This window comes from Bacillus sp. ISL-45 (assembly GCF_018613195.1).
Classification (GTDB): domain Bacteria; phylum Bacillota; class Bacilli; order Bacillales; family Cytobacillaceae; genus Mesobacillus.
The window spans coordinates 70,852-92,798 of sequence record NZ_JAGGQQ010000019.1 but is presented as its reverse complement, the minus strand read 5'-3'; the positions used below and the strand labels follow the sequence as shown (position 1 = coordinate 92,798).

The window sequence follows — 21,947 nt, the reverse complement described above, 5'->3', positions numbered from 1 at the left end:
TACCTTCCTCCTATGCTCTATTCGCCAGAATCGCCTGCTGTACGGTTCCATAAGTGTTTAATTGAGAGAAATCAATTCCTGTGTTAATGACATCGACTGCGAGTTCAGGTCGAATGCCTGTCAGCATCGTTTCGATTCCGATCAGTCTCAGGACTTTATTGATATTGAAGATGCGCGCGGCGATTTCTGCATCAATCATGGCGATACCAGAAAAGTCGATGATCAGATTCTTGATTCTGAGTCCACTTATTTTTGGGATTACATCGGTTAAGATATGGTCACTGCGTTCGAAATCAAATTCGCCGATCAATGGCAGGATGGCCATGTCCTCTGCGAGCGGAACGATTGGGGATGATAGATTTGTGATGATTTTTTGGTTCTTAGTGTTCTCTTCATTCGCGAGTTTTTCGCGTTCAATCATTGTTTCCGTAATACTCAAATCAAGCAAGTAGCTTACCCGGTTATTGACGAACACTACTTCTTCGGTTGAAAGCCCCTCTCCGATTGATATTTTCGTCATCATTTCGATCAGTTGGAGCCGTGTTTCTGCATATGGCTTAAGGATACTTGCAAGTTCTTCATGGCTGAATTGATATTCAGGCTTATTTGCTTGTCTAACTTCATACCAATCAATAAATTTCTCAGCCACTGTTTCTTTTGACAGTTTTAATGTCTCACCGAGAAACTCCAGAAAGGCTATGTTTGTATTTATTGTTTGTTGGATAATTTCTTCAGGCAGATTGATTTCAAGCTTTTTCAGGTTATAATCTGTAATTTCCCTACTGATCGCTTCTGCATGGTCAATGAGGTATTTAGAAAATCTTTCGATGGAATTCACAAATTCAGCTCCTATAATTAAATCCGCTTTTTCTTTTAAAGATTATACCACGTTTAGATAGTTATATATAATTTCAACTACCTTCAACAAAAAAAACGGCAGTTAGCGAGCTGCCGCGAAAGTTTTTCATTAAGAGATTTCTGCTTTTTTATCGAGCTTGGAAGTGATAACATTAACCTTTTCTTTGCTTCCTTCGCTCCATTTAAAGACGATCACTCCTGCTGTTATAACAAGTACACCAAGGAACTGCTGCCAGGTAAAAGGAACCTTCTCCAATCCCATCCAGCCTAAAGAATCCCACAATACTGCGAATCCAAGTTGCGAAGTCAACACAATCGATATCGCAAAAGTCGGCCCTAGATACCTTATAGCTTGTACGATGCCGGCAACGACCCCGATTCCGAGCAATCCGCTGAACCAGTACCATCTTTTCATTTCCTGCAGATTGAACATTTGGCCGCCTTCAAAGAACAGTCCAAGGATGAAGGATGCCAGGAAACCCAATCCCAAAACTAATGTGGTTGTCATCCACGATCCCGCTTTTTCATTGACCTTGCTGTTAAAAATATTCTGTATACCAACAAGCGTGCCGGCAATTATTGCAAATAGTAAGCCTACTAGCATAGTTTGTCCTCCAAATTTTTACTCATAAAGATCTTCCTTAGCCAGGGACTTTAATCCCTCCAGATCCTTGATTACAATTGCACCGTTATTCCGCTCCACAAGGCCCTTTATACAGAAATCCTTTATGACTCTATTAAGATGCCTGTAGCTTGTTCCAATTAAATTAGCAATGTCGGTCAGGTTCGATGTACTGACCTTCCCGTTGACGAGCGCTTCGTTTTCATCATAGGCGACAGACACGAGATAGCTCGCTAACCGGGTTTCAACCGGGTAAAGGATGTTATGTCGCATGAACTGGGATTTAATATAGAATTTCCTTGTGATGATTTTTAACAAAAATTGCAGGAACGGTGAGTGGTCTTTTAAAAATCTTCGCACCACAGTTTGGCGGACTCCAATCATGACGACCTGAGAAACAGCTTCCACCGTATTGATCGTGTCGATTTCCTGTACGTATTCAATATCTCCTATGACTTCTATTGGAGTTTTAAAGGAAAGGATTAATGTCTTGCCATCTTCTGAAGTGGTAAAAATCTTCACTTTCCCCTTTACCAGTATATATAGGTACTCAACAGGCTCACCCTGCGAACAAATCTGTTCGCCTTTTTCAAATTCGAATAATGTTAAGTATCGAATAATTTCGTCAGTAAATAATGTTTCAACCTTGTAAGACCGCAAATATCCTTCTATCTTTTCCGTAGCATGTAATTCCTTCATACAGCTTTCCCTGCCTTTTTTTTCGATTACCAGCCCAGGATGACCACACCTGAAACCATCATTATAATACCAATCAGCTGAGGCATCCTCATTTTTTGCTTCTTTACCTCGAACCATCCATTACGGTCAATCAGGAAGGTCATCCCCAGCTGGGCAATCAACATCGCGGAGACCGTTAATGTAACGCCAATGTAATGGATCGCCGTAACGTTTCCAAAGACAACAATTGCACCAAACATCCCGCCAATCAAGTAAAGAGGCTTCACTTTCCTTAATCCCTGCCACTGTCCCTTTGCAGCAAAGATCAAGACAAAGAATGCAGTCAAAAATCCGGTAAGCTGTGTAAGCGAAGCCGTCTGCCATGTACCAATATCCTGGCTGATTCTCGCATTGGCCACACCCTGCAGCGTAATAAAAGCTCCCCCTAATAAAGCAAAAATCAAACCTTTCATCTCTCTCTCCCCAAACCTTATGTTTGTAATAATTAAATGACAGAACAAGCTAGCTAAGGAAGGACATATGTCCTAATATGTAAAAAGTTTCATTTCAGAAAAAAGCTGAACCAGGAAATTCCCGGTCCAGCTCGAAAAATTATTTCTTTTTAACCAATTCATATCCATTCTGCTGGATGGCATATTCCACGCCCTGCTGCAGATTCGAGAAGGATTGAATCCCCTCTAAATTAACATTTGAACCCAGGATTTTGAGGCTCAGCTCCGCGGATACTCCGACAATAAAGCATTGGCCTCCAATCAGGCGAACGGATTGGATCAGCTTTTGAATACCATGGATTGTGTAAGGATCGACATGCTTAATACCGGTTAAGTCGATCAATAAGTATTTGGCCTTCAGCCTCTTGAGTTCCACCAAGGCTTTTTCCATCAGGCTGCTGAGTCGATCTTCGTTATATTGTCCAATCAGCGGAATGACCAGAATACCATTCAAGACTGGGATGACTGGAGAGCTGAGCTCCTGAACGAGAGAGTTAAGCTCTTTCGTTCGTGCTTCTACTTTCTGCTCCAATTCCATGATGCTTTCCTGTTCTTTCTTTCGGGCTAGCTTATGGATGTTTTGTGAAATGGTCACGGATGAAGGAAAAATCTCCACTTCATCATAATCATGGCCTTCGTGCTGGCTTTTCACCATTTTATACCACATGTCCTGCTTGAAGAGCCCGCTGAAAATGCCTGCCCAATGGCTTGGAAGCAGGACACCGGCTTTATTTTTACCAGCCACCTTGAAAATTCGATGTTCCCAGCTGTTACGAATCCTGACGACCGCCCGTTTCTCTTCATAAGAGTACTCTTGAATCTCAGCGACTCCCCAGCCAGCACTTTTATATATATCACTGTATTCACTCAACAGCTTAACCACGTCTGTCCTGCCTTCGTAATAGGAACTTACAAGATGCCCCATCCGGAACCCGGTCACTTCATATACGGTCTTCGATACATCATTCCCGGAAATTTCTTCAATCGTATTCAAAAACAGCTCGATGGCTGAATCCCAGAAAAGCAAAGCAGGAGCACCATCAAATGTCAGCTCCCCCTCCTGTAAATTCCAGACAAACTCATTTTTGTTCACTTTTATCTGATGGTTAGAATTGACCATTATAAGACTCCCTTAATATTGTGAATTAGTTTAATTCTATCTGAAATAAATGTGGAATTCCAATCTAATGGTCTAAACTCGTTTGTTTTCAATGACCTTACCAAATAATCATTATTCATACTGTAAGGAAACGAAGGTTTTATGTTTCTTCAAACCATCGATTAAACAACAACTCGAGGAATAAATATCGATAATATGCCCATAATGATAAGGCTTTAAATTCTTTCACAATTGGGTGGGAATATTGACTACAATAGAAAAAATGGATCATTACTCAAGAGAAACTCACGAAATTGTCCAACAGGTTATTGAGCTCTGGATGAATGAAAGTCTTTTCACCTGGCGGTGGTGGTTCGGTTTATTAACTACAATCCTTACTTGGTTATTCTGGTTTAAATACCATAAAAAAGAGAGTCGATATAGATTGCTTACTGCAGGATTCTTCGTGATGACAATTTCTGTTTCCTTTGATGCCATAGGTGTACAACTAGGATTATGGTCCTATCGATATGAGGTTTTCCCTTTCATTCCCGCATACATTCCCTATGATTTGGCTTTAATGCCGGTTATTATTATGTCTCTAATACAATTTAAACCGAGATATTCACCAATTAAAAAAGCATTATCCTTTGCTTTATTAACAGCGTTTATAGGCGAGCCTTTACTCGTATTTACTGATATTTATAAGCCCCTGAATTGGAGATTTTATTATTCCATTCCAATATATCTTGTTATATACCTTATCGCTCATTGGCTCACTGCCCGGAAGAAATTCGATGAAGTCTCATAGTATATACTTTTCAATACCCATTCATGGTGCATCCTTGGTGGGTTTTTTGTTTTCCTATTTGTGATCCCCATAGCATTTTTTAAGAGTGATAGGATCTGACAATAGATATACTTCAAATAATACAAAAGCTGCCGGGCTTTTTCCCGACAGCCTGTCTGCCTATTTTCGCAGTAACAAATACACAAAATATGGTGCTCCTATCAGCGCAGTCATGATTCCTGCCGGGATTCCTTCCGGCTCTAGCAGGTTGCGGCCGATGGTGTCTGCGAACAGCAACAGCCATCCACCGATCAATACCGCTATTGGCAAAAATAATTGGTTCCTTGGACCAATCATTGCTTTGGCAAGGTGTGGAGCCATCAACCCGATGAAGGCGATTCCGCCTGTTACCGACACAGCTGAGGCGGCCAATGCAACAGCCGTCAAAAGCAGGACAATCCGTTCTTTTTCAATCGATACCCCTACTCCGATGGCGACAGGATCGCTTAAGCTCAAAAGGTTCAAGCGATTGGCTTTAAACAGGGTGAATGGGATCAATATTAATAACCAAGGCAAAAGTGCCCATATAAACGGCCAATCTGTTCCCCAGATATTTCCTGCAAGCCAGCGGGCGATGAAATCAACTTTTTGTCTCTCCGCTGCGGAAATAATGACTATCATAGCTCCTGACAAAGCCATCGAAAACCCGATTCCTACAAGAATCAATCTTACAGGCTGAAGCCCGATTCCCTTTTTATAAGAAAACAAATAAATGAGAACAGCCGTCAGCAAAGCACCAGCGAACGCGACCAATGGGAGCATATAGGCAAACGAAGCAGCATCAATTGGGAAGAAGAGAAAGAACACGGCAATTCCCAGGCCTGCTCCGGAATTGATGCCGATGATTCCCGGATCCGCCAGATCATTACGGGTCAATCCTTGTAAAATCGCCCCTGAAATTGCCAGGGCCATCCCGGCAAGGAGCGTTACAATAATCCTCGGAAGTCTGATCTCAAACAAGACAAACTCTTCTTTAAAAGTGCCATTTCCCAATATCGTTGGCAAAATCCGGTCATACGAAACGGAAGAATAACCAAGGCCAAGACTCGCAATCATGGTTAACACAATTAAAAGGAGTAGAATCACAACTATGAATCTTTGTTTCTTAATAATGGATGGATGGATCATGTGAAGCTCTTCCCTCCTTTACGGACAATGAACAGGAAGAACGGCAGTCCGAGCATGGAAATGATCGCATAGATCGGCGTCTCATAAGGAGCGTTGATTGTCCGGCCTAATGTATCCGCAATAAGCATGAAGGATGCTCCAAATAAAGCAGACATCGGAAGGACAAACCGATAATCTGTGCCGACAATCATCCTGACGATGTGCGGGACCATAAGACCGATGAAAGCCATGTTGCCGACTAGCGCTACAGCTGACCCTGCCAGTAAAATAATTACGATGAATAAGATCAGTTTAATCAAGTTGGTCTTCTGGCCAAGCCCTACTGCTACTTCCTCACTCAAGCTCAAAATCGTCAATTGCCTCGACAGGTAAAAAGCAGCCAGCATTCCGACGAGGATAAACGGCATAATAATTTTCAATTGTGCCCATGAAGTACCCATCAGGCCTCCGGCAGTCCACATCGAAACATCCTTTGAAATTTTAAAATAGAGACCAATTCCTTCTGCTACCGCAAACAGAAAGGCTGACACCGCAGCTCCGGCCAATACAATCCGTAATGGAGAGAATCCGCCTTTTTTTAACGCGCCAATCCCAAAAACAAGAATGACACCAACTGCAGCCCCGATAAAACAAGCAATAGTGATGGCAAGGTAACCGGCTCCAGGACTGAGCGCCATAATCAAAGCAAGTGCAGCATTGGCACCTGCGGTCAGTCCAAGCAGACCCGGATCTGCCAGCGGGTTTCTCGTCAAGCCCTGCATGATTGCACCCGCTACCGAAAGGGCAGCCCCTACGAAAATGGCGCCAACTTCCCTCGGCAGGCGTATTTCCCTGATCATGGTAATGGTATCTGTTTTAACAGTTGAAGTAAGCGCCAGCCAAATCTCTTTGATGGTCGTGTCAGCCGCCCCGAAAACCATGGCCGTCATGAAACTGGCAGCCAGGACGAGTACACCTGCAGCGAACTTTATGAGCATGGAAAGCGAGCTGTTTGGGGTTATCATCTGCATCTCATCTTTCTGATAGCAAGAAGAGGAATTCCTTAAAAGAATTCCTCCTGCTTCTTATTATTGTTCCAAGAATGAATTTTTAAAGAATTCAAGTTGGTATTCAAGTGTTAAAGGATCATTGAAATAGAATTCCTTTGCATTCACTTCAAATACACGGTTATTCTTTACGGCAGGAATATTTTTATAAGTCTCTGTTTGCTGGAAGGAAGTATCTCCCTCAGCATTCTTGCTGAATATCACGTAATCACCGGCGTATTCAGACAGAACTTCAGGCGAAATCGCATAGTAACCAGGCTTAAGTGCTGCATCTTTTACTTTTTCAGGCATATTCAAGCCCATTTCCTGATACAGGATTTCTGTTCCTCGTGCCCAGTTATCACCGAATACATACAGTTCTTTGTCGAAGTTCTCAATGACAGAAACCGTCGCATCTTCTCCGATTTTTGCTTTGATCTCTTCTCCGGCAGCTTTTGAGTCGGCCTTAAAGTTATCGATCCACTCCTGGGCTTCTTTTTCTTTATTTAAAACCTTCCCGATTTCCAAATGCTGCTCAAGATACCCTAGCTTTCCGTAGGTAAAAGTAACAGTAGGCGCGATTTCTTTCAGCTTATCGACATTCTTGATGTTAGATAGACCAATGATCAGATCTGGATTTAGCTCAATAATCTTCTCCAGGTTTTCATCTGTTACTTCTTCAACATCCTGCAATTCTTCAAAGCGCGGATTCATTTTTGACCATGAGTCAACTCCCACGATTGGCACATCAAGAGCCATTACATTTCCGGCAAAGGAAGAAAGGACGATGACTCTTTCTGGATCTGCAGGTACTTCTACTTGGCCATTTTCAGATTCATAAGTAATGGTTTGAGGCTTATCTTCTTCCTTTTTCTCACCTGTATTTTCTTGCTTTTCTTCTCCTCCGCAAGCACTAAGAACAAGCACCAGCATAAGCAGGAATGGCATAAGTAATTTCTTCATTGTCTTCTTCTCCTTTTAGTAAGTTGTACGTGATGCAGATTGGTTTATTCGTGCGCGGATCTTTGCCGATTTCAGCGTCAATCTGGAAAACTTCCCTGAGTACTTCCTTTTTGATGACCTCTTCACTTGACCCAGTTTTCACGATGCTTCCCGCTTTCAAGGCGACCAGGTGATCGGCAAATCTTGCAGCATGGTTTAAGTCATGAAGCACCATTACTATTGTCCGGCCCTGCTCTTTGTTCAGCTTTTGCAGGAGCTCAAGGATTTCAAGCTGATGTGCCATGTCCAGATATGTGGTCGGTTCATCAAGGAAAATCATTTCTGTTTCCTGTGCGAGGGCGAGTGCGATCCAGACACGCTGTCGCTGTCCACCAGATAACGAATCGACAGGCTCGAATTTGTAACTCGCCGTGCCCGTTACTTCAAGGGCCCAATCAATGGTCTCGATATCCTTTTTCGTCAGCCTTCCGAATCCTTTTTGATAAGGAAAGCGTCCATATGAGACTAATTCCCCTACCGTCAGGCCAGCTGCGCTTTCGGGGGTCTGGGGAAGAATGGCCATCTTTCTTGCCAGGGTTTTTGTGTCTTCTTTTGAGATACTCGACCCATCCAGGAATATAGAACCAGACTGATGGGGAATGATTCGTGACATCGATTTTAGCAAGGTCGATTTTCCGCACCCATTTGGGCCGATGATAATCGTGATTTTCTGATCAGGGATCTCTAAAGTCAGGTTTTTCACGATTGTCCGTTCCCCATATCCCACTTTTAATTGGTCTGTGTATAAGCGGACCATCATCATTCCTCCAAAGTTTTTCATTTTCTCGTTGATAATGATTATCAGTGTCGTTTACAATGTATACTATAAAGCTATTATTTTTCTCAGTCAATGACAGATTTGTGAAAATTTCATTTTTCATGATTTCTTTACCGTATACAAAAAGGATTTGCACAATACTTTCAAGGAGTGTTTCCAATGGAAAACATTGAAGTCTATGATATTACGATTATTGGCGGCGGGCCTGCCGGATTATATTCAGCCTTTTATGCTGGCTTGCGTGAAATGAAAACAAAGATTATTGAAGCCCAGTCCGATCTGGGAGGAAAAATCCATGTTTATCCTGAAAAAGTAATCTGGGATGTTGGCGGCATTGGACCGATAACAGGCGCAAATCTAATTAAACAATTAAAAGAACAGGCGATGACATTCAGCCCTGATGTCGTACTGAATGAAAAAATAGAATCCATCAGCAAGGATCAGGATTTATTTTTACTAAAAGCTGTTTCTGGAAAAGTCCATTATTCAAAATCGGTCATCGTTTCTATTGGAAGTGGAATTTTAAAGCCACAAAAACTGAAGCTCGAAGGGGCGGAAAAATTCGAGGTGTCCAATCTGCACTATATGGTCAATTCCCTGAAGTATTTCAAGGATCGGACAGTTGTCATTTCTGGTGGGGGCAATTCTGCAATCGATTGGGCCAATGCGTTAGAACCGGTAGCAAAAAAGATTTACCTAGTGCACAGGAGAGAATGTTTCTCCGGCCATGAATCACAGGTCACACAGTTGCTGAACAGCTCTGTGGAATGTTTATTCCATTCATGTATCAGCAGTTTAAATGCTGATGAAAACCGGACATCCATTGCCGAAGTCGAAATAACAAACCAGATTACCGGTGAAGTTCTTCGCCTTCCTGTTGATGATGTTTTGGTCAACCATGGATTTGATCAGGATGCATCCTTGCTTGAGAATAGCGAGCTTGAACCGAGGATGATTGATGGTTTTTACATTGACGGAACACCTACGAGTGAAACGTCCGTACCTGGCCTGTTTGCTGCAGGGGATATTTTAAAGCATGAAGGCAAATTGAATTTGATTGCCGGGACATTCCAGGATGCAGCCAATGCGGTAAATAAAGCAAAACAGTTCATTGAACCGGCAGCTTCTCATTCTGCCATGGTGTCATCCCATAATAAAGTTTTTTCAGAGAGAAACAAGGAAATGATTCTTGAGTTAATCAATTGATTTTTAAGGGGGGATTGCTCTTGCGGGAAAAACAAACAGGAAAACTGCTGGCCGATTATCATTTGGAAACATTTCTGCAATGTCCGTACAAATTTTATCACCGATTCGTGACCGGCAAGAAGTTAAGCGAATATAGTTGGCGCCAGGTCGTACAAAATTCAGTTAATCTAATTGTCCATCAATACTATAGTCTGCCACATGGCGCAAGGAGCAAAATCGCTGTACTAAGATTGATCCAGCAGTACTGGGACCAAATCCCTCTTCATTTATTTCAGGATAAAGCTCATTACTATACAACTCTGGCAAAAATAACGGATCATTTGCTGCAGGCCTTGGCGAATAGGGAGATTGAAAGCTCCCCTCTATTCCTGTATGATCAATTCCAAACCTCCATTGAGGAAATCAATGTTTCAATCAAATTTGAGGTCGGGAATTGGAGTGACCGCAGCTTCACCGTTACAAAATATCTGCTGGATGCAGATGATTCAATGGTAAAACTGTATACATATTTAACAATACTGTTTTCCAATTCAGCTTTCGGGGTGCTCCCTGAGAAGGTTGAAATCATCACCCTTCTTGATGGCACTCTTTTTCAATATAACCCTGAAGAAAACGATGTCCAGCTAGCCAAAGCTTACTTTAATGAACTCAAAGAGAACATAAGAAAGCCCAAAGAATATACCAATATCGTTTCCTCTCAGAATTGCAGTCAATGTGTATTCGAGGATGACTGCAACTTTAAAAATGAACTGAGAGACGAAAAGAAGAATTCTGGTTACTTGCATTAATCATTAAAAACTCTAAGTCCAAGCATTTTATCCCCCTCAGGTCTTTGAAGGACAAACTTTTAAAGAGTAAAATAAGGATACGATGACGATAATAAGGAGTTTGTTATGTCTTAATATAAAAAGCTACGGCAACAGGAGAGCTGGGAGCACAAGTACGATTCGCTGGACCTGAAAAAGCTGCTGACAATTCTGAAGGAAAATCGCCGCGACATTCAGAGCAATCAGCAGCTATACTACGACCCTGACCAGGATGAGCTTGATATCAAGAAATATTACCGCGGTGCACAGGATCTTGATTTGTCCGGTCTGGCCCTGTTTTACAAATTTCATACAATCGTATTCCAGTCACATAAGAACCAGCTCCCCTACTTCCTTGCAAAGGATCTGTATCTGTACACCTGGGTCGATTTATATCCTGATGGATCTGCTAAGAGTATCTATTCAAGCCAGATGAAGGATGCTGAGTCATTGCTTATTGAGGATAATGAAACTCTAAGAGAGAAGTACGATGAGTTTAGAAGGCGTTCCCGGAAAATCCAGGTGAATGGCTTTGATTCAATTAAGGAACTTAAGGTATTTGAGGATCATTTTAAGATGAACACCGAGCATATTGTCACGCAATCCTGGTTCGAGGGTGCTGAACCGATGAAGGGTGACCTGCATCACCTGTTTGTCTGCGATCCTGATTGCAACATTTCCCGCTCCAACTACCCGTTTGCCGACTTTGATTTCTATAACCCAGAATCGGGAAATGAACCTATACAGAATAACTGCGGAGTCACGACAGGATTCGAATTCGAACCTGAGCACGGCAAAGGAGCTTCCGCCCGGGCGATGCTGTACTTTTTCCTCAGGTATCCAAAAAGAGTGAAAAGAGAATTCAAAAAGAAGGTCGACATCGCGCTGCTCACTCGCTGGAATGAAGAATTCCCGCCCACCCTTTATGAAAAGCACCGGAACCAGGCCATCTACTATATCCAGGGAAACCGCAACCCGTTTATCGATTTCCCGGAGTTAGCAAAGAAGATTGAATTTCCATGGTAAAGCTGTGCCAATATGTTCTGGTTCAGCTTTTTGTATTTATTAGTTGCGTATAAGTCACTTTTCAATACTCTCGTTAATTTTCCTTCGGGCACATGTTCCGCCAACTTCTTACCGAAATTCATGAAGCCTCTTCATTTCGGGCACATGTTCCTTCAACTTCTTACCGAAATTCATGGAGCCTCTTCATTTCGGGCACATGTTCCTTCAACTTCTTACTGAAATTCATGGAGCCTCTTCATTTCGGGCACATGTTCCGCAAAATAAAAAGGCAACAAAAAAACGTCAATCCTTCCTGGATTAACGCATTAGAAACAATTATGAGAATAACAGAAAGAAGGCTCCTGTCATAAAACCAAATCCTAATAGGAAAATCAAAATTCTCTTAATTATAGACGGAAATAGCATATAAGGAACCATTAAGAAAAACTCGACAACATTTGTTGGTATACCTGGACCAACCTCTTTTAGGTCCTTTTTTTTAATGAAGATTGCCGTCATTATACAAAATATACCCAATACTATTAAAAAGACTGAAAGGAAAACTATTTCCATTTAAATTCATCATTCCTAAAATGTTAATCTGTTCGTAAGATAATTATTATGCGAATTAGACTTTTAATAAAGTGGTAAATTTCCCCACGATTCCATTAGGAAAAAACAATAAAAAACGAATGAATATAAAGATAGACTTATATTGACAACGCCTCACATTAAAGATATATCAATATACGAGTTTACGATAACTCAATGATGGCTATAGTTCTTCATTAGTCAATTTGTATTGGGAGGTTTGGACTTGAATAATCAATGGTATTTGGGAGTAAAAAATAAAATTTGGGTGGTTCCCGCCCTGTATACTCTTGCAGGATTTATCCTTGCTGCAGTATCCATCCAGCTTGATATACACTTTTTCAACGAAGGGCATAATACCATCCTAAAACACTTTCTGGTGGATGTAAGTCTTGCCCGGATTGTTTTATCAACGATCGCTGGCTCCTTATTGACAATGACTACTATTACATTTTCCATCATTATGGTTGTATTGACGACCTACTCTTCACAGTTTTCCCCGAGGACACTGCAAACCTTTATTACAGATTCTGTTACTAAAAGGGTAATGGGGGTTTTTATTGGTGGGTTTGTCTATTCAATAGGAACGCTTTTATTTATGAAAAATGATCTCGTGGAAAACAAAACGTTCTCTCCTTCTATTGGAACACTGGTGGCTGTCGTTTGCCTTGCCTTTTTTGCTTATTTCATCCACTATGTTGCTACCTCCATTCAGGTTAATAAACTAATAGAAAAAATCACCGCTGATCTCAGCGAGACGATCGCAAGCGGATTAAATAAAATCGAGGAGACCGACCGACTTTCCCTATGTACCAGTACTCCCCAAAAAGGAGAGCATTATACGGACTGCTTAAATTTGACTGCAGACATTTTCGGGTATATTCAGTTAATACAGGGTGACGAACTGGCAGATTGGGCCAGGGAAAACAATAGTTTCATTGAAGTAACCAAACCTGTCGGCAGTTATATTTCCCGCTCCTCTGTAATTATGAAGATTTATTATAACGGCCAAAAGCCGCCTCGCTATTTAAAAAAGAAGATTAGTGTAGGGAATAACAGAACAACAATGCAGGATGTTGGCTTTGGGCTTCAAAAATTGGCTGAGATCGGGCTTCGGGCCATTTCGCCAGGTGTGAACGACCCCAACACTGCTATAGAGTGTATTCAACATATGGGAAGCAGCCTTAAGGAGGCAGCTAAGCTGGATGGTTGTTATCTAAATTACAAGAATGATGAGAATCAAACTATTGTTTCAGTCCCGCAGAGACCATTTGAAGAGCTTTTAAGACTATCCTTTTACCAGATTATTCACCATGGCAAAGATGATATTTCTGTCGTTCTTGCCATTTATGATAGCTTAATAGAAATTGCCGAGGAAAACACCTATTCTATTCGGAAAAAGGTAAAGGACTTTAGTGAATATGTTATGGAAAAGGCGGACGTTGATTCATTTCCTGAATTGGATAAGGTACTTTTAGATAAGAAAAAACAACGGGTAGACAAACTGTATAGCCTGTTAATGATTAAGTAATTTATGATATCTTTCAACACTGTATGGCAGCTTATATCCCTAATGCAGTTCAAATAATCTTCAAAACAGAAACCTAAGCCTCCCGCTTAGGTTTCTGTATCCACTCACCATATAATATCTTTTCTTTCTACAAACCTTTCAAAGCCGTGTCATGACAATGCCATTTCAATTTCCCCATTGGATTTCTCCGTTCAGGATTATTCTGCGATTTACCGTAAATGGATTCCCAACACGAATCTCGAAGGTCCTTTTTACACCGAACATGTAGCATACTAGGGCCTTACACAGGGTATACTCAAAAAGATGCTCATATATGGGAGGTTTTACTAGTGAAAGAAAGCTCTTCAACCGAACGTTATATGCCTATGACTTCAACAATGAGCGGGATGATTCAGAATGGTGCGGCAGGTGTATACAGCCTTACTGTCCAGATTGTAAACGTTTGTTTTGTCCGCGTTTCCGAAGAACCTGGTGACTGGGTGCTGATTGATGCCGGAATGCCAAAGTCCGCTGATAAAATCATCGATGCCGCTGAAGAGATTTTTGGTGAAGGAGCAAGGCCAAAGGCAATCATTTTAACACACGGACATTTTGATCATGTAGGCGCAATAATCGACTTAGTCGAGCGCTGGCAGGTTCCTGTCTATGCCCACCAGCTTGAGCTTCCATTTTTAACAGGACAACAAGATTATCCGAAGCCGGATGCCAGTGTGGAGGGCGGCCTGGTTGCTAAGATGTCCCCTGCTTTTCCGCATGAGGGAATTGATCTTGGAACCCGTGTACAAGCTCTGAACGAAGATGGAACGATACCGCATATGGCCGGTTGGACATGGCTGCATACTCCGGGGCATACACCCGGCCATGTGTCACTGTTCAGGGAGTCCGACCGAGTACTGATTGCCGGCGATGCTTTTGTCACAGTCAAACAAGAATCACTGTACAGCGTGCTGACTCAGGACCAGGAAATAAGCGGTCCTCCCCGCTACTTGACGACCGATTGGGAAGCAGCCCGCACTTCAGTCCAGAAGCTTGAGGCCTTGCAGCCTGCTTACGCCATCACCGGGCACGGAATCCCGATGGCAGCTGAGACTTTAAGAGAAAACCTCAGAAAGCTCGTTGATGAATTTGACGATATCGCCATCCCCGATTACGGAAAATATGTGGATGGGGAAAAATAGATGGGTTAGAAAGGCTTGCCTGCATTAAGGCAGGCCTTTCTCTTTACTCCATCTCAATCTCAAGTTTGAAACCCCTTGCTCATTTCATAAAAAACCTTAATCATTTCTTTGAAATTTCCCTTTTCCTCCAGGAAGGGGGAATGATTGCTTTTTTCAAAGACATAAAATTTCGAAGCAGGGATCAGATGGTGTATTTCTTCTGAAAAAACAAGAGGACATTGCGAGTCATGCCTGCCGCAATAAACAATCGTTGGCGTATCGATTTTTGAAATGGCCTGTCTAATATCGAAAGATGGAAGTTCTTTATACGAAAAATAATCCAATCGCTGCTGAACCACTTTTCCACTGCTTGGCTTAGAAAAATACTCATCAAAGCGGCCTGGATCAAACAATGACATTTCGGTCCATTCTCTGCCCGCCTCCATTCTTGCTTCTCTTGTTGAGTCACTTGATTTAAGAATGGAGAAGATTTCCTTCAATCTTTTATTTACAGGGTTTTTAGCACTGTAAATGCTAGCTCCATGCTCCATATATTGATTTGTAGCTGATGCCCCGCCTACTATCAGACTTTTTAATGAACCAGGATGTTGAGCAGCATACGCCAGCCCTAACATCCCGCCGGTGGAATGTCCACCAAAATTCCATTGTTCAAAACCGATGGCCTTCCGAATCGCTTCCAAATCCTCAACTGACTGACTCATGCTTAGCTCTTCTTCCTCTTGTACTCTCGCAGACTTCCCTGCTTCCTTCAAATTCACAAGATAGACTGTGAAAAAGTCAGCAAACAAATCCGCAAAATAATTTCCCCGATGATTAAACTCGCTATACAGATGCGTCACACAAAGCGGTGCCCCCTCACCTGCCACAAATACCTCGAACTGTCCCCTCTCCGTCTGAATCAACCGTTGTTCCCACATATCCTTCTCCTTCTTGATATAGTTCTATAAGTAAAATAATTCCACAGAAACAGCGTTAATCCTCCATTGGGACTAACGCATTTGTTGGTTATTCTTATGGCTGTAAAAAGACAGGCCCTTCTTCAATGTTCTCGATCCATTTATACTCCTGGCCATCCAATCCCTTTTTCATCCATAAATCAATCTTTTTACCATCCTGACGAAGCCAGGTAATATTTGTTCCGACTACTTGTGGCTGGCGATCGAGTTCGTTCTTCTTTGGATGAGAAATTTGTGTCTGTTCATCCGTTTTTATATCGATAGCATACAGTGCCGTGAACATCGTTGGAACAGGGCCTTCATCCCACTCTTTGTTTTCTTTCGAACGAGCTACAATCACTTTATCAGGAGAGTACCAATCTAAATCAAGATCAACATAGCCTTCAGGTGTGTACTGTTTTTGCTGGATTGCAGCCGGCATGTCCGCAATGGTGGTTTTCTTGTTTTCTACATAAAAACGTCCTTCACCAGAAATATAGGCAAGTTGATTGGCTGATGGCGCCCATTTCATCCAGTCTTTAAAGCCCAGCATATTCCCTACCGATTGAAATAGTTTTCCCTCGCTGGAAAGGACACATAATGTATTGCTATCCATCGACCATGAAGCCGTCGGAATCAAAATGAAGGCAACCCATTTTCCATCCTGACTCCACTTGAAAAAGTCAGCATTGATTCCGAACAAATCGGGTTCACTTGTTTTAATAGTATAAAATGATTCCATTTTATTTTTATCCAGGTTTGCATTGATCGGTATTTTATACAGTGGAACTGGTCCCCACCCTGTTGGCCGCAAACTGGATGGAGAGGAAACGATGAATTCCTTTCCATTCGGGAACCATTCAAAGCCACTCACTCCCAGGGCCACATTTTCGAAGCCCTTTGGCCTGCCATCCTTCATTTTCGTAACATTCAATACACCATGAGTATTATAGGCTAATTGGTTTTTAATCGGTGACCATTTATAATCAGACGTCTCAATTTTATACGGCTGAAAGCTCTCTTTTTCCTTCGTATCGTAAATGAATAAATCCGATTTCTCACCATGTGCATCTCCGTCAATATAGGCAATAAACCGCCCATCATGGGACCATTTCGGCGTTTGCACATATCGCCCCTTTGTCACCTGAACCTCTTCTTCTTCGGTTTTGATCCACAACTGATGGTCACGGACAAAAGCAGCAGTCAGCGGTGCTTCAGCATTTACTTCCATTGGTAAAAAATAAATGAACATTATGTACAATAATATCCTCAGTCTCAAGAACATCCCTCCTGTTAATAGAATGTCCTGTGCATTGGGGAGGATTCCTATTTAGCAGGTTATTTTAATTCAAAAAAGGGTAAATAAAATCTATGCTAGCCGGCTTGCTTGCTAAGTACTTTCTGCTGAGCTTTCCTTTCTAAAGGGGTAAGGAGGGTTTTGCGGGAGGTGGTTAGGTGAGCAAAATCTATGGGATACCCAACCTGGTCGCATACCTGGCCTCGGCAGGCTATCCGCTGACCGAGGAACAAATCCAGCAATTCATTACTGAGAAAGACATCCCGCACCTCAGACCTACTAAAAATCTATTTGTCTTTAACTCAGACCATATTGATTGGTGGATCCAGACGAAGCGGCTGGACCATAGATAAAACCCTGCATTTGCAGGGTTTTATACTTTCATTGAAAATTAATTAGCAAAGCAACAGATTCATTTTCCATATGTAACCGATGCATCAAAAGTTTTCAACTGAGCCACTTTTATATCCTTTCCTTGTAAGAAAGCATCATTGTTTAGGAAAAAAACTAGGTTGCGCAAATTTTACTTACGGTTCAAACTCTTTTGCTTATGGTTCCTGCAGGTTTATTTACGGTTGCATCAGTTTTATTTACGGTTGCGTTAGTGTTATTTACGGTGCATCAGTTTTATTAACGGTTGCAATAGTTTTATTTACGGTTGCAATAGTTTTATTTACGGTTGCAATAATTTTATTTACGGTTGCAATAGTTTTATTTACGGTTGCAATAGTTTTATTTACGGTTGCAATAGTTTTATTTACGGTTGCATCAGTTTTATTTACGGTTGAAGTATATTCTTGGTTGGAATGACCTCATCTGGTTGCACAAAAAAGCTGAACCGTGATGAACCTGGTTCAGCTTCAAACAATCTCCTACAAACGCGGATCCACGGCATCTTGTTCCATTGCCAGGGTGGCAAGGACGCACTCGTGAACTCTCTCGATGGATTCTCCGTTCACGAATCGGCGGATTCCTTCGATTCCAAGCGCGAATTCTTTCAATGCAAGCTTCTGTTTTTTGCCGGTATTACGCTTTTTTAGTCGTTTCAGATTTTCCGGGTGCAAATAATCCATTCCATAAATGATTTTTAGGTATTTGCTGCCTCTCACCTTGATTGCTGGCTGAAGCAATTGACCTCTGCTTCTCAAAATATATCGCTCCGGCTTGATGACGATTCCCTCATGTCCATCCTTCGTCATCTCTTCCCACCACTCAATCACTTCTGCCTCACTGGCCGAACTGTCGATAACTTTGTATTCCGTAGCGACAAACAAGCTTGAATAGAGAGCAAACTGGTGATTCATTTTCATATGCCACTCATGCGTTTCATCAAAGAACGTCCTGCTGCTGTGGGCGAGCACATGGAACGGAGCAATCTGGATATCATCAAGTGTGACGACATCCCAGCAGTACCCCTGGAAAACTTCCGCAAACTCTTTTGCATTGCTTAATTTTCCCTTGTATTCATCGACCCAGGCTGCCAAGTCCTGTTTATCTTTTGCTGCTTCCGTTAATTTTTCGATCATCATCGACCGATCCATGATCGCATTCTCGGCGACATGTGCATACTGCTTGCTGATTAATTCCTTTGCTTTCAGGTTCCAGGGCATGATTTCAGCGTCCAGCAGGACATAATCCGTTTGATTACTGCAAAAATAATCGTGACGATGCAAATCCTCGTTCAGTTTGCGAATAATCTCTTCCTCAAGATCCTTCTCGAAAAACCTTCTGCCCGTCCTTGTATAAATAACACCAAGTGTTTCGGATCCAACGTGTTTTTTCGCTGCTTCAAGATCCCTGAACAGCAGCAGGATTCCACGGCTGCCCATATGCTTTTTCTCGGCAACCATTTTTCCGATTCCGTTGCTTCGATAATAATTAATGGCTTCCTGAGGATGTTCCAGGAATTGTTCCAAATTTGAAGGCACCGGCGTCGGGCTCATCGTTGGCGGAATATAGAGCAGCTGCTCGATCGAGATTGTGTGGTGCGAGACTGCATCAATCGCGGGTTTGACCGTTTCAGCCGGAACTGCCACCTCGCCAAATTCTTCGGTCAGCACAGAATAGCCATTCAGGAATTTGCCGATATTCGGCTGGTTCAGACGGCTTTTTTCCCATTCACGGAGCGGATTATCGGAGACTCCAGAATAATCCTCCTTCGCCTGTACGGAAACAATCTGCTTCTCCGGATAACGGAAGGCCGTGAGCTTTCCGCCGAAAACAACACCCTGGTCAATATTGAGACTATTATTAATTTTCAGCGGCTGAGGCTTCGGATCATGGCCCCAGACGATCAGCTGGCTTGTGCTGTGTCCGATGAACCAGTCTTTCCGCACCGGTTTTCCTTTTTCATCAAAACCATCAGTATCTCCATAACGGCAATAATCACTGATTTCCGGCGATTGCTTGCCAATAAACTCATCTTTAATACCTGCATGCGCACAGACTACTGCAGGAATGCCGTTCTTTTTCAGAATATAATGCGACGGTGCTTGAAGAAGAAATTCCTTCAGCTTGCTTTTCCACTCTTCTGCCGCTTCTGCCCCACTCTCTTCTTCATACTGCAAAAATTCTTGCTCAACCTTTTCATCGCCATGCGACAGGGTGACTTTTCTTCCATCAAGCCACCTGGCAATCTTCCAGCCATGGTTGCTGTCGATCATATAGGCCAGCCCTTTCTGGACATGGCGGTAAAAGAACATCATGCTCTTAAGCGATCCCGGACCGCGGCTCATGACATCCCCAATAGAGAGGAACTTCCTGCCATCCGGGTGCAAATAAGAATCCTCATCATCTTTTTTGTAGCCGAGTTTTTCCAGAAGTTCGATCAACTGATCATAACAGCCGTGGATGTCCCCTATGATGTCAATCCCAGCATCTGCTTCCAGTTCAAGTGGATGGCTGCGTCTTGTCAGTTCAAGCTGGTCGATTTCCTTCACAAAGTATACGGACCTGATTCCTTCTTTTTTCATAAAGCGTTTTTCCCGTGTGAAGACCTGATATTGCTGTTTGACCCGACGTTTACCGCGGGGATTCTCCCGCTGCTCGTCCCTTTCCAGCAGAACTTTTTCAGGCACATCGAGAACGATGGAAATAATCGGGACATGATTCTCCCTGGCCATCGCGATATATCTTTTTCGATCATCTGGCTGAAGATGGGTAGCATCCACAAAGGTTAGCTTATTCAGTCTGCACCTGGTGCGGATCATGCTGTCCATCATGGTAAAAGCTTCTTTCGAGATCAAGCTGTATTCGTCAAACAGGATGTCTGCTTCTTCCTTCGGCATGTTTCGCCAGTCCATAAACTCCTTGTCACTGACAAGCGCGCGGAATTGATCGGAACTGACTACTTCGGATGGCGCGATGACTAATTCGTCCTTCCATTTTTCAAGCAATGTTGTCTTCCCGCTGTTGGATGGTCCAACAAGCAAAACGATTCCTGCGTGCGGCACTGAAATTCTCATTCCGAAACCTCCTTTCTTTTAAAGATACACATTTGAGTTGGAAAGCCGAATTGTTCGTCCAACTCGCCAATTCCGTCGAAAATCAACTCATAATCTCCTTCGGTATTCCTGGCGCTGCACCAGGCCTCGAACTCTTCCCTTGTCCACTCAAAACGATGGTCGCCATGCCTGAATTTCGTATCCATTTCATACAGAGCATTATATTCCTTGTTCGGTGTGGTCACCACGAGGTTCTTTGGACGATAGTCTTGCAGGATCGTCTGGAACACTTTCGGAAGCCGGTCCTCATCGATATGCTCAATCACTTCACATAAAATGACGACATCTTTCCCTTTTAACCGCTCATCATAGTAAAATAGCGAACCCCATAGCTGGGTTGGTTTGATAAAATCATCTTTCCCCTCTGCCTGGGCGAATCGCTCCATCGCCCGGATCGATGCGTCTTCTGAAGGCTCGACAGCGAGAATTTCTTTCACACCAGGGATAAAGCCCAGCCTTGTGCTCAGCTTGCCTTCACCAGAACCAAGGTCGACGATGCTTTCCTTATCCTCAAAATCCTTCACAGTTTCCACGATTTTTTCATAACGCATATCATTTAGACGGATTTTTTTCATCTCAGGAGCAGCAGCGTCTTTTTCCTGTCCTTCAACCAGCTCATACACATTTTTGAATCGCAATGCCTTCTTTAAAATAAAGGATTTTTGCGGGTGGTCATCCAGCCAGCCCTCTCCATAACGTTTAAGTTTCTCAATCTCTTTTTCATCGATAAAATAATGCTTGTAATTGTCCAATACGGGGATGAGCACAAAAATCTGCCGCAAAGCCATTTGCAGTGTTGTCCTGCCTTTAAGAGTGATAAACCTGACAGTGCTTTTGGATTTCAGCTTGAAACTATACTCAATTTTTGGCCGGTTGATGCTCACATCAAATCCGAGCGGTTCGAATAAGTCAACGATTTGCAGATCCGATAGTCCCGAAGCCACCGGGCCAAAACTTATTTCAAGATCAAATGGATGCTTCACCCACTTAATGTAGTCTTCCTTTGGCTGTCCATTAAGCGCAGTCCCAAGTGCATTCCTGATTAATGAAATGAAAATGCTGCTGACCGCAAACTCCCGGTCATTTATGTAATGAGTTATATCATATTGATTCCCCTGGTTTTTTACCAGTTCAAGAGAGTCCGGTGCAACAAACACCGTTGCTTCAACCTCCCGTTCCGTAAAAGAGCTGAAAAACAGCCTAACAGCATGGCCTTTCTGATTCCGTTCATACAAATTATTTGGATTTTTCGCCAACAAGTGAGAAATCACCTGAACATTCTCACCAACAGCCCGTATCGTTAACTGCATAATGCACCTCTTTTCGTCCGTTTCTTTATTTTA

At 42.6% G+C, this 21,947-nt stretch carries 21 protein-coding genes; 8 read left to right on the top strand and 13 right to left on the bottom strand.

Features of this window, described 5'->3' with window-relative positions:
* Positions 1-10: 10 nt before the first annotated feature.
* The 5 genes from J7E35_RS23785 to J7E35_RS19580 form a co-directional block, all read right to left on the bottom strand.
* Complete coding sequence (locus J7E35_RS23785; protein ID WP_214782849.1) at positions 11-838, bottom strand: STAS domain-containing protein; 828 nt, start codon at positions 836-838, stop codon at positions 11-13.
* Between the two features lie 129 nt (positions 839-967).
* A complete protein-coding gene (locus J7E35_RS19595) occupies positions 968-1,462 on the bottom strand; it encodes a DMT family transporter (protein ID WP_214782846.1) in 495 nt (164 codons plus the stop codon).
* 18 nt (positions 1,463-1,480) lie between these two features.
* Positions 1,481-2,179 carry a Crp/Fnr family transcriptional regulator gene (locus tag J7E35_RS19590; protein ID WP_214782843.1) on the bottom strand — a complete coding sequence of 233 codons (699 nt, stop codon included), beginning with the start codon at positions 2,177-2,179 and terminating at the stop codon, positions 1,481-1,483.
* 26 nt (positions 2,180-2,205) lie between these two features.
* The gene (locus tag J7E35_RS19585; protein WP_214782840.1) at positions 2,206-2,631 is read right to left on the bottom strand and encodes a DMT family transporter; all 426 of its coding nucleotides are present in this window, start codon (positions 2,629-2,631) and stop codon (positions 2,206-2,208) included.
* Between the two features lie 139 nt (positions 2,632-2,770).
* Positions 2,771-3,790, bottom strand: coding sequence for an STAS domain-containing protein (locus J7E35_RS19580; RefSeq protein WP_214782837.1), 1,020 nt, complete (start codon positions 3,788-3,790; stop codon positions 2,771-2,773).
* A 244-nt stretch (positions 3,791-4,034) separates the two neighbouring features.
* Here J7E35_RS19580 and J7E35_RS19575 point away from each other — a divergent pair, with 244 nt between their 5' ends.
* Positions 4,035-4,580 carry a CBO0543 family protein gene (locus tag J7E35_RS19575; protein WP_214782834.1) on the top strand — a complete coding sequence of 182 codons (546 nt, stop codon included), beginning with the start codon at positions 4,035-4,037 and terminating at the stop codon, positions 4,578-4,580.
* Positions 4,581-4,739: 159 nt separating this feature from the next.
* Here J7E35_RS19575 and J7E35_RS19570 read toward each other — a convergent pair whose 3' ends face one another.
* The 4 genes from J7E35_RS19570 to J7E35_RS19555 form a co-directional block, all read right to left on the bottom strand.
* Positions 4,740-5,747, bottom strand: a complete 1,008-nt coding sequence (locus tag J7E35_RS19570; RefSeq protein ID WP_214782831.1) for a FecCD family ABC transporter permease — start codon at positions 5,745-5,747, stop codon at positions 4,740-4,742.
* Complete coding sequence (locus J7E35_RS19565; protein ID WP_251041103.1) at positions 5,744-6,724, bottom strand: FecCD family ABC transporter permease; 981 nt, start codon at positions 6,722-6,724, stop codon at positions 5,744-5,746. Before J7E35_RS19565 ends, J7E35_RS19570 begins: the two co-directional genes overlap by 4 nt.
* A gap of 90 nt (positions 6,725-6,814) precedes the next feature.
* On the bottom strand, positions 6,815-7,735 hold the full coding sequence (locus J7E35_RS19560; RefSeq protein ID WP_214782828.1) for an iron-hydroxamate ABC transporter substrate-binding protein: 921 nt from the start codon (positions 7,733-7,735) through the stop codon (positions 6,815-6,817).
* Complete coding sequence (locus tag J7E35_RS19555; protein ID WP_214782825.1) at positions 7,686-8,531, bottom strand: ABC transporter ATP-binding protein; 846 nt, start codon at positions 8,529-8,531, stop codon at positions 7,686-7,688. Before J7E35_RS19555 ends, J7E35_RS19560 begins: the two co-directional genes overlap by 50 nt.
* A gap of 180 nt (positions 8,532-8,711) precedes the next feature.
* Between J7E35_RS19555 and J7E35_RS19550 the strand changes: the two genes are divergently transcribed.
* The 5 genes from J7E35_RS19550 (at position 8,712) to J7E35_RS19530 (ending at position 14,869) form a co-directional block, all read left to right on the top strand.
* On the top strand, positions 8,712-9,758 hold the full coding sequence (locus J7E35_RS19550) for an NAD(P)/FAD-dependent oxidoreductase (RefSeq protein WP_214782822.1): 1,047 nt from the start codon (positions 8,712-8,714) through the stop codon (positions 9,756-9,758).
* Between the two features lie 20 nt (positions 9,759-9,778).
* On the top strand, positions 9,779-10,546 hold the full coding sequence (locus J7E35_RS19545) for a PD-(D/E)XK nuclease family protein (RefSeq protein ID WP_214782820.1): 768 nt from the start codon (positions 9,779-9,781) through the stop codon (positions 10,544-10,546).
* Positions 10,547-10,843: 297 nt separating this feature from the next.
* Positions 10,844-11,590, top strand: a complete 747-nt coding sequence (locus J7E35_RS19540) for an endonuclease I family protein (RefSeq protein WP_251041101.1) — start codon at positions 10,844-10,846, stop codon at positions 11,588-11,590.
* 796 nt (positions 11,591-12,386) lie between these two features.
* Positions 12,387-13,691, top strand: a complete 1,305-nt coding sequence (locus J7E35_RS19535) for a DUF2254 domain-containing protein (protein WP_214782817.1) — start codon at positions 12,387-12,389, stop codon at positions 13,689-13,691.
* Positions 13,692-14,050: 359 nt separating this feature from the next.
* The gene (locus J7E35_RS19530; RefSeq protein ID WP_214783615.1) at positions 14,051-14,869 is read left to right on the top strand and encodes an MBL fold metallo-hydrolase; all 819 of its coding nucleotides are present in this window, start codon (positions 14,051-14,053) and stop codon (positions 14,867-14,869) included.
* 59 nt (positions 14,870-14,928) lie between these two features.
* Here J7E35_RS19530 and J7E35_RS19525 read toward each other — a convergent pair whose 3' ends face one another.
* Positions 14,929-15,786 (bottom strand): alpha/beta fold hydrolase, encoded by an 858-nt coding sequence (locus tag J7E35_RS19525; protein WP_214782814.1) that lies wholly within the window; start codon positions 15,784-15,786, stop codon positions 14,929-14,931.
* A gap of 94 nt (positions 15,787-15,880) precedes the next feature.
* On the bottom strand, positions 15,881-17,083 hold the full coding sequence (locus J7E35_RS19520; protein WP_214782812.1) for a translocation protein TolB: 1,203 nt from the start codon (positions 17,081-17,083) through the stop codon (positions 15,881-15,883).
* Between the two features lie 176 nt (positions 17,084-17,259).
* On the opposite strand from J7E35_RS19520, the gene J7E35_RS19515 reads away from it, so the two are divergent.
* On the top strand, positions 17,260-17,454 hold the full coding sequence (locus tag J7E35_RS19515) for a hypothetical protein (RefSeq protein WP_214782809.1): 195 nt from the start codon (positions 17,260-17,262) through the stop codon (positions 17,452-17,454).
* A 79-nt stretch (positions 17,455-17,533) separates the two neighbouring features.
* Positions 17,534-17,911: a hypothetical protein gene (locus tag J7E35_RS19510; RefSeq protein ID WP_214782806.1), complete on the top strand. Its 378-nt coding sequence runs from the start codon at positions 17,534-17,536 to the stop codon at positions 17,909-17,911.
* Between the two features lie 62 nt (positions 17,912-17,973).
* Here J7E35_RS19510 and J7E35_RS19505 read toward each other — a convergent pair whose 3' ends face one another.
* Together J7E35_RS19505 and J7E35_RS19500 are read right to left on the bottom strand one after the other, a co-directional pair.
* Positions 17,974-20,565, bottom strand: a complete 2,592-nt coding sequence (locus J7E35_RS19505) for a polynucleotide kinase-phosphatase (RefSeq protein WP_214782803.1) — start codon at positions 20,563-20,565, stop codon at positions 17,974-17,976.
* Positions 20,562-21,914: a 3' terminal RNA ribose 2'-O-methyltransferase Hen1 gene (locus J7E35_RS19500; RefSeq protein ID WP_214782801.1), complete on the bottom strand. Its 1,353-nt coding sequence runs from the start codon at positions 21,912-21,914 to the stop codon at positions 20,562-20,564. The genes J7E35_RS19505 and J7E35_RS19500 overlap by 4 nt, the downstream gene beginning before the upstream one ends.
* Positions 21,915-21,947 lie beyond the last annotated feature (33 nt).